Below are 17,582 nucleotides of genomic sequence, written 5' to 3'. Positions count from 1 at the left end.
TGAAAAAAATGATCGCTTGTTGAAAAATAATTCAGTTTGAATGAATTTTTAACGACAAGCGGTCGATTTTCATTACTTTTTCACAATACATCAAGCAATAATAAATACATTGCTCTCTACTGTGAAAAGCGATGATGTCGAAAGTGTTGCAAAATGAATCGCATTGCCTTTTCCACTTCCATCACTATCGTAGCTTAATTTCCCAGTTGATGAATCATATTGAATATGTTCTATCACTTTATCTGCACTTGTTAAACTACTAAAGATCGTTTTGGATAATTCAATTTTATCTTCAGCACTGAAATCGGTAATAACATCTGCCTTACCATTCAAACTAGCATTGAAAACAAAAGTATCCTCACCTTCCCCGCCAATTAATGTATCAGCACCTAAGCCGCCCACTAAACGATCGTTCCCTTTACCGCCAGTTAAAGTATTACCGATATTATTTGCAATAAGAATGTTATCTAGATCATTGCCCGTAGCTTGTGTTGCAGTGGAACCCACGAGTGTTAGATTTTCGACATTTGCGGTGAGCTGGTAATTAACCGTACTTATTACCCAATCCGTGCCTTGATCTACATCTTCAACGATCAGATCTGCATCATTAATAAAATACAGATCATCGCCTAGTCCGCCTTTTAAGGTGTCCATACCTTTGCCACCGTCAAGATAATCATTGCCAGCTCCGCCCTCGATCATATCATCGCCCGCTCCGCCATAAATATTATTATCTGCAGCGTTACCGATTAAGGTATCATTATGTGCAGAACCAAGCAGATTTTCAATTTGCGTACCTTGTCCAATATAGGCTTGACCTTTGGTGTATTCCACATTTGGAATACTAATCGCTTCATTAATCTTTCCGTTGTTGCTATCCACAATCGCACTTTTTGGCAAATCAAAATACACTTTGACATCTTGTGTATTGCTATTAACAGCCTTAATAACGAAGTTCTTTTCCTTAGTTTCACCCACATAAATCCAAGAGCCTGGATTTAAATTAACATAGACCCCTGCTTGCTCTTTAGATGCATCAAAGGTATCAATTCCTGCGCCATCCCAAATATAACGACCACCATCGGAGGCATAAGTATTAAAATCAGCAAAGGTATAAATATCGTCTCCAGCACGAGATTTCGCATTCACTCCAAAGCGATTTTGTAAATAGGCTAAATCATACATCCGCAAGGAGTGTAACTTCTGATATAAACTATTATTTACATAACGATTATAAGACATCACCGAAAACTCAGAGCTGTCTTCAATCAAATAGTCTTTACCAAATTCTGTTGTGGAATCAGTGTGTGGCATCCCTAAGGTGTGACCGATTTCGTGCAATGCCGTATAATAACTGTAATCCTCTCCCCAACTCTTATAATCATTTCCTGCATTCCAAGTAATATTACCACCACTCATTGCCACAGCAGCAGAACCGTTCGTCATTTTGCCAAAATTAATCACTAGACTTTGTCTATCTGTAACAGGAACTACCTTGCTTTCTACAAATTCAACATTAAGATAGCTTGAGTATTGATCATAAACCTCTCTAAAAATCTCTTTCAATCTCGTATCTTGTAACGCATCGCTTGGAACACTTCCGCCTGTTTCAAACTCCAATTGCTCTGAACCGTGGAAATAATATTTAATCACCGCAGGTTTCTCTTGTGGCGAACCTGCCGGAACATTGTAGGTTGTACCAAATCCACCTAAACGTTTGACAAAATAAGCCGTGTTCCAATCCGCTTGTGAATGATCATCTTGCACTGTTTTTGGTACTGGAATTAGCCCAATTTTTTTCTCGCCCGTGACATCTTGTGCAACCCCATACACTTCCTGATCAACAACTCGGATTTTTTTACCCGAAAGATCCGTAGTTTCTAACGTCGCTGAAATTTTATCACTAGTAGATAACAGCACTTTTGAAACTTCTGCAGAGAACGTTTTATCTGCTAACACTTTCGTTGTCACCGTTCTATCCCCTACGGTAAGCACAACTTTATCCCCTTCTTTTGCAGTGCCAAAAACAGAGCCTTTAACAAGTGCGGTCTGTTCTTGATAAGCAATGGAATACTGATCCAAATTCGTGACTTTAAGATAATCCCCTTTCAACGTCATACTTTTTGTCGTCACTTCAGGCGCATCAATATAATGGCGATCATAAATCCCATCTCTTTTCGTTAGCGTATATACCTTAGGATTTGGTGTAAATTTCACCGAAACTGCCTGTCCATTTAGTCCTTTTAACTCACTCGCCGCAATATCCACAAAGAAGGTTTTATCATTTACCCCCACTTTATATTCTTTGCTACCAATGGTAATAGTAGCTTGTCGCACTTCCTTATAATTTTTACCCTGTGCATAAACGCCATCAAATTCAACTTCGCCAGAAATTCGCACAATAGGGTTCTTTTCTTCTAGAGTAAACCTAAATTCCTCTAGGGAAGTAAGATCGATTTGAGCCGCTACATTTGCATCAACGAGGAAAGTTTTTGCCGTTGTTGCCGAATTTTCACCTGCACGAACTACAGCCTTAATATTGTAGTTTGGCGTATTAATCAACTCTGTCGCAGCCACATTCAAGCTAAAGCTCAAATCATTTGCAACAGTGGCTTTATACACTTTACCATTAATCGTAATTTCTACCACCGCACTTTCTGTTGCAGCACTGCCTGAAATTGCCCCAGATAATCTTATTGTTTCAGATTGTTCTGTCACATTAATAACATTATCTGTCGTCACATCATTTAAATGAATCCGAATATCGCCTTGTGTCACACTATAAGATAAGTCCGTCTGGGCAACCCCGATATTGCCCACCGTATCTTTGGTGGTATAACTTGCCAATACACTTGGAACAAGGCTATTCGCCAATTCAGTTTCATTCATATGAATACTAAATTGCCCATCAGCCTGAATCACTGCAGCAACACTTTTTCCATTTAACGTGAGCATCACACTTTCACCAGCGACAAAATCGCCAGTAACTTTCCCCGATACACGAACATCACTGCTGCCATTTTTTGACACCGCATTATGCTCCCCAATCGTATCTAAAGTAATTTTTGGCATAGGTGGAGTAACGTCCACTTGATATGTGGTTGTATTTTCTGCCGTTGCAGGATTGCCTGCGAGATCACTTGCCACTGCCTTAACAGAAAGCTTATTTTCCCCCTCTTTTGTCGCCATTTCACTTGTCGGCAACGTTAAAGACCAGCTTTTACCTGATACATTCGTTTGATAGTCTTTACCATTTACCGTTACGATAACCCGAATATCTTTTTGATTAAAATCGCTTTCATCGTAATCTAAGGTTCCCGAAAGAGCGGTCGCTTTTGCCAAATCTTTTACCACAATGGTTTTACCGGCATTGATCGGATCAATGTTCACACCGATTGTTGCATCAAGGTCATAGCGATAGTCCACCTTTTCCGAAATCACAAAACGCTTGCCACTTTCTTTATTAAAAATAGTCGCAACAACATACATTTCATTACTGTTTGCAAAATCTGCAACATTTAACTCAGTATTAAACTCTCGCAACACATTATTACTCTCACTTTTACTTAAAGTTGTTAAATAAGTATTACCGTTTAATTTAACCTCAACTTTCTCAACAATATCCTTACCTTGAATAATGGATATTCCCCATACCGTACCGCGATAAACAAATTTTTCAGTTTTCTCAACAAAAGCCTTATTAAAATTATTTTTATCTCCTACAGGTTTTAAATCTGCTAAGTTGGCATCACTTCCCGTATGCACTACTTGATAAACCCTAGATGTTTCCGCCTCACCGCTATTGCCTGCCTCGTCCGTTGCGACCACTTTAGCTCGAATCATTTTATGATTGTCAGCAGTCAATACTGCTGTGGCAAATTCAACTTTAAATGCCCCACCAACGACTTTGGTTTTGACCGTATTCCAAGTGGCTCCCACACAATAAGGACAACCACAAGAAACCTCAACCTCGCTACCATCTTTCGCACCAGTTACATAACCTGTGATCGCCGTTGTTGCTTTTTCTGCTTCAGCACTATCAATTTTGTTATCTCTTGTAATCGGGTTTAACGTAATCGTTGGCTTATCTAACGCTGTTTCATAAGCATACTCTGTACTAGCGGTCATATTTTCCGTATTTTTTACCACCGCACTGATTTTGTTATTTTTAGCCAATAACGCACCGCTTACTGGCAGACTGAACTCGCCATTATTTACCGTTGTAATCAAGGTTTGATCGCCAATAGTCAATGCTACCTTTGAACCATTTTCCGCACGCGTTACCGTCCCTGACAAGGTAATTTCTTTCTCGGATTCTGCGATATTGACAATATTATCTTCCGTCACAGAATGGAGTTTAACCGTTAAAGGAATTTGCTCGACATTCGCATAGGTTTCTGCCGTTCCTCTTGCAACATCACCACTCACATTTACCGTTTCAATACTTGCAGATACTTTCTCGTGAACAATCAAATTTTTTGTATTCACCTCTTTTGAAAATCTACCGTCTTTCACTTCCGCATAATAAACTGACTGCCCGATCTCTAATTTGACATAGTCCCCATCTTTCGCATGTTTCACCGAACCTGAAATAGTGGTTTTCTCTATTTCTTGTTCCGCAAAACTTAATAAACTGTCACCTGTGATCTTATCAAAAGTAATCTCTGGCTCTTGTGCCACTGTATCAACGGTATATTTCAACTCTGCACTTGCTCTGCCTCTTAGTATTCTTTTTGTACTATGTACAGCGTTAATCATTGCTGTAAGCGTTTGTTCTCCTTCACCTTTTGCCAACAACAACGGCGTATCAACCTCTACCCACCAAATTTTATTTGTTGAATCAACATTCACTGCCATAGGAGGCAATCCCGAGACTGTAATTAGAACAGCTCCAACTGAACCTTTAACATCATAAGTTCCTGAAAGTCTGACTTTTCCCTCCACTTCCGACTTACTGATAATACCGTCCTCACCTCCAATATAACGATCCCAAGCTATTGTCGCGACAGGGGCTTTATCTGATGCAGGTTCAATGAGTGGAGCTAATGTCGGTAACGCTGGCAAAACTACTTTAGACGGAGGTGTTAGCACTGGCGTCGGCTCAATTTCAGGCTCAACTGCAGGTTTCGATTGCGGAACAATTTCCCATGCAGATCTATCTTCTGCAGGCTTAAGCATTTCTTCTGGCTCTTCCACTGGTGGTTTCGGCTCTTCCACTGGCAGTTTAGGTTCTTCTAGTGGTAAAGTTGATGAGCTACGAGTTGTGCTATTAGATTTAAAACTCTGAAACATACCCATGCCTACACCCAATGTTGCAGCAGACCCTAAAACAATACTCGCTAATTGTGCTGTGCTTAAAGAACTCGTAGTCAGTGTGGATATTTCTGCCGCACTTTCTGTCGTAACAAAAGATGCTTGAGTTTCAGCTAAAAATGGAGCTGGTTGACTAGGATAATAGAGCTGATAGTCTTGTAGCACAATCATAGGCTGTTCAGCTCCCTCAACAAAAACAGCCAAATCATTACCTGCTATTTCTGTTTTTACATCCGTCATCAATCGTCCTTTTTCGTCTAATAACTGATATGTGGTATTTGGTTCTGCTTTTTTAACCAAAGTTTTCCCCGTTTCTAGGGTTACTTTCTCAATACGGCGATTAATAATTTGTAACGTAATTTTTGCCATTACTATATTCTCCTTTTAAAGAAAAGAGCCTATTAACTAGGCTCTTTGGTTGATACATTATTACACAACAACAAACTGAACTTGAGATAACTCATTAATTAGACCGGTTGTTGTTGCAAAGTGAACAGGCTCATTTGGACCACTCTTATCACTATCATAATACAATTTACCCTCTTGTAATGAGATAAATTCATTTACGTTATCAGGCGTAAGAGCGGTGAAAATTTCGCGAGAAAATTCAATTTTATCACCTGATTGTAAATCAATGGTATCGATTTTGCCATTTAAGGTGGTATTAAATACAAAGGTATCAGAACCTTCTCCGCCAATTAATGTGTCAGCACCTAATCCTCCTACTAAGCGATCATCACCCACACCACCAGTTAAGGTATTGCCGATATTATTCGCAACTAAGGTATTATTTAAAGCATTACCTGTTGCTGCATTCGCCGTTGTACCAATAAGGGTAATATTCTCTACATTAGTAAGAGTGGTTAAATCAAAATTAACCGCACTTAATACGGTATCATCGCCTTCATCTGCATTTTCAGTAATAGTATCAGAAAGATTTTCAACCACATAGGTATCATTACCTAATCCGCCGGCTAAAGTATCTGTACCCTCGCCACCATCTAGATAATCATTCCCTGCACCACCTTTAATATTGTCGTTACCTGCTCCGCCGTAGATATTGTTATCCGCCACATTACCCGTCAGGTTATCATTATGAGCAGACCCTACAAGATTTTCAATTTGGGTACCAAAGCCGATAAAGGCTTGACCTTTGGTGTATTCATTGAAAGTGGTGTTACCAAGAGACTTCCAAAGTCTATCCGTAATCACCGTCTCTTTTGGCATACCGAAGTACTCCTGTGGAGTATAGGTTTTAGCCTCTTTAATCACCAAGGTTTGTTCACGTTCTTCACCAACATAAATCCAAGAGCCTGGTGTTAAATCAACATTTACACCTTTTTCTTCATTTGAGGCATCAAAAGTATCCACACCAGCACCGTACCAGATATAAATATCGCCATCTGGTGAATAAGCATTGTAGGCTTTGAATGTATACACATCATTACCTGCACGGGCTGTTTTATTTACACCAAATTGATATTGTAGATAAGCAATATCATACATACGCAAGGTTTTGAGGTTATAGAATAAATTGTCTTTTACCCCATTGTTATAAGACATATTAGTTAGCTCAAGAGTATCTTCCTTAGCTCGGAAGGTATTTTTAAAACCATTGCTTGAGTGAGCCATATCTAGGGTATGCCCAATTTCGTGTAAGGCGGTATAGAATGAATAATTGATTGTTGGTTTCTCGTAAGAGATCCCCCCATTCCAAATGATGTTATAACCAGACCAAGCCCAAGCGGCATAACCACGAAGCTTTTCTGCTGCAGCAATATAAACATTAGTATCAGCTTCCGCGACCGTATCAACTTCAACAAAGTTTACATTAATATATTTACCAATCTCGGCGTAAGCAGCACGGAAGTCACTGATAAATTGAGAATGGAAGACATCTGCTCCAATGTAGTCTTCATATTTCGCATTGACTTCACGACTACTTTCAATATTAGCTGGATCAGCTAACTCTGCCTTAGTAACTATATGGTATTTATAGACTAACGGTGTGCTTTCTCCACCTAATACCGTTTTAACAGACCCTCTAATTCCCCCTAATTTTTCAATAAAATAAGGGAAATTATAGCCATCAGTAGAGTGATCATTATTAATCTCTTTCGGTGGTTGATTTTGTACAATAACGTGCGTACTGCTTACATTACTTGGTGTTGCAACTCTCTCTACATCACTTACTTGGATCTCCTTTTCAGCTAAGTCTTTGGTTGTTAATGTTGCTGTTACTTTATCGGTTTGGGCTAAGGCTTTTTTATCAACCATTGTCGAGAAGGTATTACCCGCTTGCACTTTGGTTTCATAGCTCTTTTCACCTACTTTGACCACAACAGTATCACCGACTTTCACAGAGCTATTCGCCGCTGCTGTAACAGTTCCGCTTACCTCAACCTGTTGTTCTGCTTTGTAATTTACTTTGTAGCTGGTATCAGATTGTTTTTCTAAATGCGGACTGTCGAAAGTCACTTTTTGTACAATTGGCGCTTCTGTTCCATAACTGATCCAAGTCGCATAGGAACCATCATCTTTTTTGGTTAGCCCATAAATATTGTTATGGTAGTCACCCTTAACGCCTGTTGCTAAAGAAAACGATAACGAAACGTCCTTCCCAGTTAATTCAGCTAATTCACTTGCAGGAATATCAAGGAAGAATTGTTTATCGTGGAAGCCAGCCTTATAAACTTTGTCGCCAAATTTCACTTTCACTTCCAACAAGCGTTTGTGATTTAAGCCCACAGCATAGGCATCAGTGAACTCCACATTGCCTTTAATTCGTATAAGCGGGTCGATTTCGCCTATATTTAACGAAAAATCACCCACTTTCTTAATATCAATTTGAGCAACGACTTCTTTATCAACACTATAAGCACGAGCAGTATTGGCAGAAGCATTGTTATTGCCTGTAACACTTGCTTTTACCACATATTTATCGGTCGCAATAAAATCGCTTGCTGGAACTTCAAGTTTGAATTTTAAGCCATCGCCTACTGTAGCTTCTTTTTCTTGATTATTTACTACAATTTTTACTTTTTGTCCTGCTTGAGCTGCAGAGCCTGAAATATTTCCTGAAATTGTGACATTTGCTGATTTTTCCGTCACATTAATTAAATCATCTGCTGTAATACTGTCTAATTTAATATCAATATCACCATTTTTCAGGCTATAAGATTGGCTAGCATCAACCGTTGTGCTGTTACCTACGGCATCTGTAGCAAGATAGGTTGCACTTACTACCATGGTAAGATTATCAACTAAAACGTTTGTTGCGACATTGTGAGTGAAAGTACCATCTGAACTAACTTCAACTTCAGTTGTTTGGCCGTTAATCAACAGCTTCACTTTTGTTCCTGCAGTCAATTCGCCTTCTACTTTACCTTTAATCGTAATATTGCCCGAACGTTCATCGGCACTAATTGCATTATCGCCTGCAATAGAATCAAGACTGAGTTTGACTTCAGGCGCAACCGTATCAACTTGATATTCTTTTTCTACAGTAGCTTTTGCTGGGTTATCCATCTTATCTTTTGCGGTAACTTCAATCGCGACTTTTTGTGTTCCCTCAGCATTCGCAAGCACAGACATTGGCACTTTAACAGACCAAGTTTTACCCACAATTTCAGGCGTATAAGTAACACCGCCAGCTGTCAGCGTCATACTAAGATCACGCTCACGGATATCATTTTCATCGTAAGTTAATGCCCCTTTTAACAGCGTCTCTTTACCTAAATCTGCGAAAGCAATTGTTTTATCTTCATTAATCGTATCAATTGTCGCTTGAATTTCTGCTGTTACGTCATAGACATAATTAATGTGACGAGAAAGATCTTTCGTTGCTTGCGTTGCAGGATCAATCACTGTTACTGTCACTTTTAATTTGGTACCGTTCGCAAGATCGCTAACTGGAATTTGTACTTTAAATCTTGGGTTTGGATTTTCTAGTTTATAGGTTTTGCCGTTATTTAGTTCAATTGTTGCCTGAGATAACTTGTAATTACCTAACCCATGTACTACGACTAAATAATCAATTACAGGATTAGCATCCGCAAAAGCCTTATTAATTTTATTTGTATCGCTTAGGCTAGTTAAATTATAAGGAGCCGTTGAACTACCTAAGCTCGCATTTGTTTTTAATTCTACTGGCTGAGTATAGGTCTCACTATCCGTCGCCGTTGCACTATTTTCTGCTGCGTCCTTAGTTGTTACGCTGGCTTTTACAGTATTCACATTAGCTCTCAGTAAATCTGCCGTTTTAAAATCAACTTTAAATTCACCATTGCTAACTTTTGCCATCATATCAATCCACTGCACACCTGAACAGCTTGCACAGCCACAAGAAACAGTGACTTCTTGACCGTCTTCTACGCCAGTGACCGTTCCAGTCACCGTCGTTAATTCATTTTTAGCTTCTAAACTTGTGATTTTGTTATCGCCCGTAATTGGATTAAGATCAATGGTTGGTTTTGGTGCTTCTAAATCCACTTGGTAATTATGCGTAACTTCTTGAGAAAGGACTTTATTTGGTGTTTCTACTGTTGCTTTAAGAACGCTATTTTTTGACAGTAAATCACCGCTTACAGGTAGGCTAAATTTGCCTTGTGCATCAACCTTCGCAGTAAAAGTTTGATCCCCAACCACAATTTTTACTGTTGAATTTTCCGGGGCTTTAGTAACACTACCAGTCAGCGCAATGTCTGATTTTTTAGATTCATCAATATTGATAGTATTATCAGACGTTACCTTATCGAAGGTTAATTCTGGCAATTCCACCGTATAATTTTCACTATCGCTGACATTCGCAATCGTTGCTGTCACGGTTTGATGCACAACGAGGGATTTGGTATCCACTTCAATCGCAAAACGTCCATCTGTAACCGGACCAGTTGATACTGCTTCCCCTACTTTCAACGTAACAATATCACCGTTATTTGCATTAGTCACAGACCCAGTGATCGTAATTTTTTCCTGTTGAGATTCTATATAATCAATAAGGTTATCATTGGTAATCTGATCTAGAGTAATTTGGGGTACACTATTCTCAACATGATTTGATTGCATTGATGATTTTGAGGATGAAGACGATTTACTCGTATGGTTTCTAACTGTTTCTGATACAACGCCAGCTGTTGCCGCAGTTACCGCACCTAAACTAAGACCAACCAGTTGTGCTGTGCTTAATGTTGATGCGATACTTGTGGAAGCAACCGCCGAAATCTCAGCTGCAGCTGCGGCACTTTCTGCTGTAGCAAATGAGGCTTGAGTATTTGCTAAATATTGTGCATTTTCTATAGGATAATGTAGTTGATAATCTTGTCACACTAAACTAGGTTGCTGACTTCCTTCTACCGAAATAGCAAGATCGTTTCCAACAACTTCCGCTTTAGCATTAGTAATTAAATTTCCATGTTCATCTATTAGTTGGTATTTTGTTCCTTTCTCTGCTTTTTGAACAACCGTTTTAGCACCGTTCAAAACAATGTCTTTTGTTTGATGGTTATTAACCACTCTCAATATCATTTTTTTCATTGATTGACTCTCTTAAGAAAAATTGATATTCAATTATCATTGATACGAAATATTCCCGTACATTGATATTTGAACACTATGGGATTCCGATGTTAAAATCTGTGCAGTATAATGCTAACTTATTGAAAAACAAATACAATTTATAAAAAACATGTATCATATTAATAGGTATTAAAAAGAACTGCCTGAATAACAAATAGTTACAATACCTATCGTTATTTCTGTATAAAATCAGTAAAATAATATTTACATATATTGAATTTCTTGGAGATTAGGTATGGAAAATTCTAAATTCATTGGACTGGGCGTTGCTGGTAATTTTACTGGGCATTTAGAACAAGCTGGAGAGGATAGGGATTTTGTGAAAATTCAAACTAGCGAAGTTCATCAACCAAAAGCTATTTTTCCCTTTTATGTTCCTAGCGAACATCTAGACAAAAATGAACAATTTCTTTCAACATATCCTCTCTCTCACGATATCATTGTTTTTCCTGAGAAAGCAGACAATCTCCAAATTGAACCTGAAGTTGCATTAATTTGTGATATTGAATATAAAGAAGGTCGTGTGATTGCATTAAGACCAACACATTTTGCAGCCTATAATGATTGTTCAATTCGCCGGCCTGATGCCCGTAAAATTTGCGAAAAGAAAAATTGGGGAGCCCATTCAAAAGGTATTTCTTCTGTACAAATTGCATTAGATAAATTTGAACAGGGGGGAAATTTAGATAGCTACCACATTGCCTGTTTTCATAAACGTGATGGCAAACTTTCGGAATATGGAGTAGATAGTCCAGTTATTAGCTATAGCTATTTCCATCAGAAATTGTTAGCTTGGATCATTGATAGAATGAACAACCAACCCAATCAAGATCCAATGAATAATATATCTGAACTAATTAAAAAAGCAGATTATCCCAATAAAGCAATTATTAGTATCGGAGCAACGTGTTACACAGATTTTGGAAAAAATCACTTTTTACATATTGGAGATACAAGCATAGTTGTTGTATACAACGCCAAAAAATATTCCCACGAACAAATAGCCTCAATGGCTGAAAAAGAAATCTTTGTAAACGATGATATTTCACCATTAATACAAATTGTTCGATAACATCAAGTATTCTATTTCCTATTCGCTTGTACCATAGCCATTAAGCTATTTAGTCCAGCAGATACTTTTTGCTGGCGTTCTTGCTCACTCAGTTTAGGTTTATCTCGTTCCCATTGCAAATCATCTTGCGGTAATTCGAGTAAAAATCGGCTGATTTCGGGTTTAATTATTTCGCCATATTGACGGCGTTCTTTGCATAAAGAAAAAGTCAGTGTCTGTTGTGCACGGGTAATGCCAACATAAGCCAGACGGCGTTCTTCTTCCACATTGTCTTCATCTATGCTGGTTTGGTGTGGCAAAATGCCTTCTTCCATACCGATCAAGAAAACGTGTGGAAATTCCAACCCTTTAGAGGCGTGTAATGTCATCAGTTGCACCTGATCGCTTTCGTCATCATCTTCGCCACGTTCCATCATATCTCTTAGGGTCAAATTGGTGACGACTTGATTTAAGCTCATCGGCTCGCTGAGTTCATCGCCTTCCAACATTTTCTCCACCCATTCAAACAGTGTTTGCACATTGCGACTTTGCATTTCTGCGGATTTCGGGGTTGCTGCCGTTTCGTAGAGATAGGCTTCATATTGAATTTTCGCCAACATATCCTGAATTGCAGATTTCGGCTCGGATCTGACCGCTTGATCGGATAATTCCACCACCCAGCGAGCAAAGTCCTGCAAGGCTTGATACGGTTTTGGGGTTAAACGTTGGATCAGTTCAAAATCAAAAATAGCTTCAAATAGGCTCACCTGTTTTTCATTGGCAAGTTGCCCTAATTTTTCAAGCGTCGCCGCCCCGATTTCCCGTTTCGGCGTATTCACAATGCGTAAAAATGCCGCATCGTCATCTTGGTTCACCAATAACCGCAGATAGGCCAACATATCCTTGATTTCGGCTTTGGCAAAGAAAGACGTTCCGCCTGAGATTTTGTAGGGAATACGGTTTTGGATCAGCAACTTTTCCAACAAGCGAGATTGATGATTGCCACGATATAAAATTGCATAATCTTTATACTTGGTTTTGCGTGAAAAACGGTGTGCAATCAACTCACCCACAATACGTTCAGCTTCTTGTTCTTCATTTTTCGCTTCAATCACATTGAGCTTTTCGCCTTCGCCCAACTGCGAAAAGAGGCGTTTATCAAACAAGTGATCGTTGTTATCAATCAGAATGTTGGCACAGTGCAAAATCCGTTGGCTAGAGCGGTAATTTTGCTCGAGTTTAATCACTTTGAGCTTCGGAAAATCCTGTTGCAGCCGCCCCATATTTTCAGGCTTTGCCCCACGCCACGAGTAGATCGACTGATCGTCATCGCCTACCACGGTAAAATTGCCATCACAACCGACCAACAGCTTAATCAATTCATATTGGCTGGTGTTGGTGTCTTGATATTCGTCCACCAACAAATAACGGATTTTCTGCTGCCAACGCTCTTTAGCTTCAGGAAATTGCTTAAACAGCAAAGTCGGCAACATAATTAAATCATCAAAATCCAAAGCATTGTAGGCTTTGAGCTGATTTTGATATTGATCGTAAAAATGGCTGAACACCCGATCACGATCGCTTTTTGCTAAGGCAATCGTTTGTTCAGGCGAAAGCAGATCATTTTTCCAGTTAGAAATGGTCGCCACTAACAACTTCAGCAGATCTTTATCTTCCGTTACATTTTCAGGCAACAGATGTTTCAACAACGCCAGCTGATCGTGTTCGTCAAACAGCGTCATCCCCGACTTATAGCCGAGCAATTTATGTTCACGCTTTAAAATCTCAAAACCAAGGGTGTGAAAGGTGGAAATCGTCAATCCCCGACTGCTTTCCTTACCGATAGAATGTGCCACACGCTCGCGCATTTCACGGGCAGCTTTATTGGTAAAAGTCACCGCCGCAATCTGCCTCGGCGAATAACCGCAATGGGCAATCAGATATGCAATTTTATTGATGATCACTCGTGTCTTGCCCGAACCAGCCCCTGCCAGTACAAGACAAGCACCATTGACATATTCTACCGCTTGTTGTTGTTGAGGATTGAGTTTCATTGAATTTCCTTTTGATATAAGCGGTATGATTCTAGTGATTTTTTGCGGATTGTCGAGAATGATTTACCTTTATAATCGCCCCTATCCCCTACTATTTTTAGAGGGTTATAGTTATAATATCTAGCAATCTAGAAAAGTTGAGAAAAAAATATGTATAGCAAAATTTTAGCGACGGGAAGCTATATGCCCACCCAAGTTCGTACAAATGCTGATTTAGAAAAAATGGTAGAAACCTCAGATGAGTGGATTGTTACTCGCTCAGGTATCAAAGAACGTCGCATTGCTGCAGCCAATGAAACTGTTGCAACAATGGGCTTTGAAGCGGCAAAAAAATGTTTGGAACAGGTCAATATCGATCCGCAAGAGATCGATTTAATTGTAGTGGGAACAACCAGTAATTCTCACGCTTATCCAAGTGCTGCCTGTCAAATTCAAGGTTTGTTAGGCATTGAAGATGCAATTGCTTTTGATGTAGCCGCCGCTTGTACTGGATTTGTTTACGCATTAAGTGTTGCAGATCAGTTCGTTCGTACAGGACAAGTGAAAAAAGCCTTAGTGATCGGTTCGGATCTTCACTCGCGTAATTTAGATGAAACAGATCGTAGCACAGTGATCTTATTTGGCGACGGTGCTGGTGCAGTTATTTTAGAAGCGAGTGCTGAACAGGGTATTATTTCTACGCATTTACACGCTTCCCCTGAAAAAAATGAGATGTTAGTGTTGCCTTATGCTCAACGTGGCGATAAGCAATCTGGCTATATTGAAATGCAAGGGAATGAAACCTTTAAATTAGCCGTGAAGCAACTTTCTGATGTGGTAGAAGAAACTTTAACCTCAAATAATTTGGAAAAATCTCAGTTAGATTGGCTTGTACCACATCAAGCAAATTTACGCATTATTAGTGCAACAGCGAAAAAATTAGAGATGGATATGGAACAGGTTGTGATCACCTTAGATCGTTATGGCAACACTAGTGCTGCAACTATTCCTGTTGCATTAGATGAAGCGGTGCGTGACGGGCGTATTAAACGTGGGCAACTATTGCTTCTTGAAGCCTTTGGTGGCGGTTGGACTTGGGGTTCTGCCCTTGTTAGATTTTAATCGGTGAACCTTAAGATGTCTGAAAAAATTACTTTTGCCGATAAAAAACGTAAAACCGTTGAACGTGCTGAATTTACTGCAGATGGTCGCTATCTTCGTAAAGTGCGTAGTTTTGTGTTGCGTACAGGGCGTTTGAGCGATTATCAACGTGATATGATGAATAATAACTGGGAAAATCTCGGTTTAGATTACCAAAGTACGCCTTTTGATTTTGAGGCAATTTTTGGCAACGGCAATCCTGTAGTGCTTGAAATTGGCTTCGGTATGGGGCGTTCACTCGTGGAAATGGCAGAACAAAATCCTGATCGCAACTATATTGGGATTGAAGTCCACACACCAGGGGTTGGTGCTTGTATTGCTTATGCGTTGGAAAAAGGCGTTAAAAATCTGCGAGTGATCTGCCACGATGCGACAGAGATTTTGCGAGATAGTATTGCTGATGGATCATTAGGTGGATTGCAGCTTTATTTCCCTGATCCGTGGCAAAAAGCGAAACACCATAAACGCCGTATTGTTCAACCTGAATTTGTTACCCGTGTATTAACCAAACTGTCGCCGAATGGTTTTATCCATTTTGCGACAGACTGGGAAAACTACGCCGAGCATATGCTAGAAGTATTACGTCAATTTGATGCTTCATTGCAAAATACATCAGAAACCAGCGATTTTATCCCTCGCCCTGATTTCCGTCCTTTAACTAAGTTTGAAGAACGAGGACATAAGTTGGGACACGGCGTGTGGGATTTATATTTTATTAAGAAATAATGTTACTCAAATAGGAGAAAGAAAATGGCTCAACCAATTCGTAATCGCAGACAGCGTAAAAAAATGCACTTAGCAGAGTTCCAAGAATTAGGCTTTTTAGTGAAATTCCAATTTGTAGAAGGTACTGGTATTGACCAAATTGATACAACTGTTGATCGTTTCATTGATGAAGTAATTCGCCCAAATGGCTTAGCTTATGAAGGCAGCGGCTATTTGCATTGGGAAGGTTTAATTTGCTTAGAAAAATTAGGTAAATGTGATGAATCTCACCGTCAATTAGTGCAAAAATGGTTAGAAGCTAATGGCTTAGTTGAAATCGAAGTGAGTGATTTGTTTGATATTTGGTGGGATTATCCATTACTAACTCAATAAACTAATACATAGATTATTATGTGATTTAAAAGTAATCTTTGCATGTCCCTATCTCGTTTAATTATTAATAATTTCCGAAATTTAACAGCTGTGGATCTTGAGCTGAACCACGGCTTTAACTTTTTTATTGGAGCAAATGGAAGTGGAAAAACCAGCCTACTTGAAGCAATTTTCTACCTTGGTCACGGTAAATCCTTTAAAAGTCATATTAGTAATCGAATCATTAAGTACAACCAAGAAGAATTCACTTTATTTGGCAAAATCCAAGAAGAAAAACACGAATGCTCTGTCGGTTTACAAAAAAATCGTCAAGGAGAAACTATATTAAGAATCAATGGGGAAAGTAATAAAAAGATCGCTGACCTAGCCTATCTTCTTCCAATGCAAGTTATTACCCCTGAAGGTTTAACATTGCTCAATGGAGGACCAATATATCGCAGAGCATTCCTAGATTGGGGGTTGTTCCATCAAAATACTGACTTCTATCATAATTGGAATAGCCTAAAACGACTACTAAAACAACGAAATGCAGCCCTTGTACAAACTCGTCATTATAATGAACTAAAGCCATGGGATGTCGAGCTTAGCAAATTTGCACAAATAGTTAGCCAATCTAGGGCTGTCTATGCCGAATCTATTCTTACCTACATTGAAAAAAACTGCCAATTCTTTTTACCTGAATTAGAAATTACAGCAACTTTCTATCAAGGGTGGGAAAAAGAAAGAGATTACGCCGATCTTTTAGCACAAGGCTTTGAAAGAGACAGATCCGTTGGATATACTATGGTCGGTCCTCAAAAAGCGGATTTTCGCTTCCGAGCTAACGGATTACCAGTAGAAGACGTACTTTCTAGAGGGCAACTTAAATTATTGATGTGTGCCTTGCGGCTTGCACAAGGAGAGTATTTTATTGCTCAAAAAAATCGTCAATGTATCTTTTTAATTGATGACTTTGCCTCTGAGCTTGACCCTCAAAAATGCGAATTACTGGCTGATCGACTGTATCAAAGCGGTTCACAAGTTTTTGTTACTGCAATTACCCAAGAACAGCTAAAACCAATACAAGGGAAAAGACAGGACAATGCCACTTCATTTTTTATCAAAGACGGAAAAATGCAATTTATGTAGGTAGGATACTTAAATACTATAAAAATGTTCAATAATGCTTCAATCCTTTAGAGAGTTTCTCACTATGAGCATAGTAGACAAATTTGTCTACTATGCCTGTATTTTTATGTAAATGCTTTCTTTGGGTACGTTTGACTTTCCATTCTAAGAAAAATATCTTTTATTGAACAATACAAATTGCTCTTCATAATGTAAAACTATCTGCATCAAAAAGCCCCCAA

General features: G+C 39.1%; 9 protein-coding genes. 5 read left to right on the top strand and 4 right to left on the bottom strand.

What is annotated here, in order from left to right; all coding sequences use genetic code 11:
* Nucleotides 1-90: 90 nt before the first annotated feature.
* From B0183_RS08765 to B0183_RS08755, 3 genes are all read right to left on the bottom strand, one after another.
* Entirely contained in the window at nt 91-5,682 is a 5,592-nt protein-coding gene (locus B0183_RS08765; RefSeq protein WP_078208671.1) for an Ig-like domain-containing protein, read from the bottom strand.
* A 60-nt stretch (nt 5,683-5,742) separates the two neighbouring features.
* A complete protein-coding gene (locus B0183_RS08760) occupies nt 5,743-10,380 on the bottom strand; it encodes an Ig-like domain-containing protein (protein ID WP_078208670.1) in 4,638 nt (1,545 codons plus the stop codon).
* A gap of 255 nt (nt 10,381-10,635) precedes the next feature.
* The gene (locus tag B0183_RS08755) at nt 10,636-10,848 is read right to left on the bottom strand and encodes a hypothetical protein (RefSeq protein WP_005712633.1); all 213 of its coding nucleotides are present in this window, start codon (nt 10,846-10,848) and stop codon (nt 10,636-10,638) included.
* A gap of 277 nt (nt 10,849-11,125) precedes the next feature.
* On the opposite strand from B0183_RS08755, the gene B0183_RS08750 reads away from it, so the two are divergent.
* The gene (locus B0183_RS08750) at nt 11,126-11,962 is read left to right on the top strand and encodes a DUF5718 family protein (protein ID WP_021114366.1); all 837 of its coding nucleotides are present in this window, start codon (nt 11,126-11,128) and stop codon (nt 11,960-11,962) included.
* Nucleotides 11,963-11,973: 11 nt separating this feature from the next.
* Here the strand turns inward: B0183_RS08750 and rep are convergent, their stop codons facing one another.
* Nucleotides 11,974-13,995 carry a DNA helicase Rep gene (gene rep, locus B0183_RS08745; protein WP_078208669.1) on the bottom strand — a complete coding sequence of 674 codons (2,022 nt, stop codon included), beginning with the start codon at nt 13,993-13,995 and terminating at the stop codon, nt 11,974-11,976.
* A 150-nt stretch (nt 13,996-14,145) separates the two neighbouring features.
* On the opposite strand from rep, the gene B0183_RS08740 reads away from it, so the two are divergent.
* The 4 genes from B0183_RS08740 to recF are packed head-to-tail and all read left to right on the top strand — an operon-like array spanning nt 14,146 to nt 17,361.
* Entirely contained in the window at nt 14,146-15,096 is a 951-nt protein-coding gene (locus B0183_RS08740; RefSeq protein WP_021116348.1) for a beta-ketoacyl-ACP synthase III, read from the top strand.
* Nucleotides 15,097-15,111: 15 nt separating this feature from the next.
* On the top strand, nt 15,112-15,861 hold the full coding sequence (gene trmB / locus B0183_RS08735) for a tRNA (guanosine(46)-N7)-methyltransferase TrmB (protein WP_071610643.1): 750 nt from the start codon (nt 15,112-15,114) through the stop codon (nt 15,859-15,861).
* Between the two features lie 24 nt (nt 15,862-15,885).
* Entirely contained in the window at nt 15,886-16,233 is a 348-nt protein-coding gene (locus B0183_RS08730) for a YggL family protein (RefSeq protein WP_035496453.1), read from the top strand.
* A 42-nt stretch (nt 16,234-16,275) separates the two neighbouring features.
* Complete coding sequence (recF, locus tag B0183_RS08725; protein ID WP_021110196.1) at nt 16,276-17,361, top strand: DNA replication/repair protein RecF; 1,086 nt, start codon at nt 16,276-16,278, stop codon at nt 17,359-17,361.
* Nucleotides 17,362-17,582: the final 221 nt, after the last annotated feature.

Origin of the sequence: Glaesserella parasuis (assembly GCF_002015085.1) — a bacterium.
Taxonomy (GTDB): domain Bacteria; phylum Pseudomonadota; class Gammaproteobacteria; order Enterobacterales; family Pasteurellaceae; genus Glaesserella; species Glaesserella parasuis.
This window is presented reverse-complemented; position numbering and strand designations above follow the sequence as displayed.

Coding starts and splice junctions, on each gene's coding strand:
- B0183_RS08765 (WP_078208671.1), bottom strand. CDS start 5,682: ATGGCAAAAATTACGTTACAAATTATTAATCGCCGTATTGAGAAAGTA.
- B0183_RS08760 (WP_078208670.1), bottom strand. CDS start 10,380: ATGCAATCAAATCATGTTGAGAATAGTGTACCCCAAATTACTCTAGAT.
- B0183_RS08755 (WP_005712633.1), bottom strand. CDS start 10,848: ATGAAAAAAATGATATTGAGAGTGGTTAATAACCATCAAACAAAAGAC.
- B0183_RS08750 (WP_021114366.1), top strand. CDS start 11,126: ATGGAAAATTCTAAATTCATTGGACTGGGCGTTGCTGGTAATTTTACT.
- rep (WP_078208669.1), bottom strand. CDS start 13,995: ATGAAACTCAATCCTCAACAACAACAAGCGGTAGAATATGTCAATGGT.
- B0183_RS08740 (WP_021116348.1), top strand. CDS start 14,146: ATGTATAGCAAAATTTTAGCGACGGGAAGCTATATGCCCACCCAAGTT.
- trmB (WP_071610643.1), top strand. CDS start 15,112: ATGTCTGAAAAAATTACTTTTGCCGATAAAAAACGTAAAACCGTTGAA.
- B0183_RS08730 (WP_035496453.1), top strand. CDS start 15,886: ATGGCTCAACCAATTCGTAATCGCAGACAGCGTAAAAAAATGCACTTA.
- recF (WP_021110196.1), top strand. CDS start 16,276: ATGTCCCTATCTCGTTTAATTATTAATAATTTCCGAAATTTAACAGCT.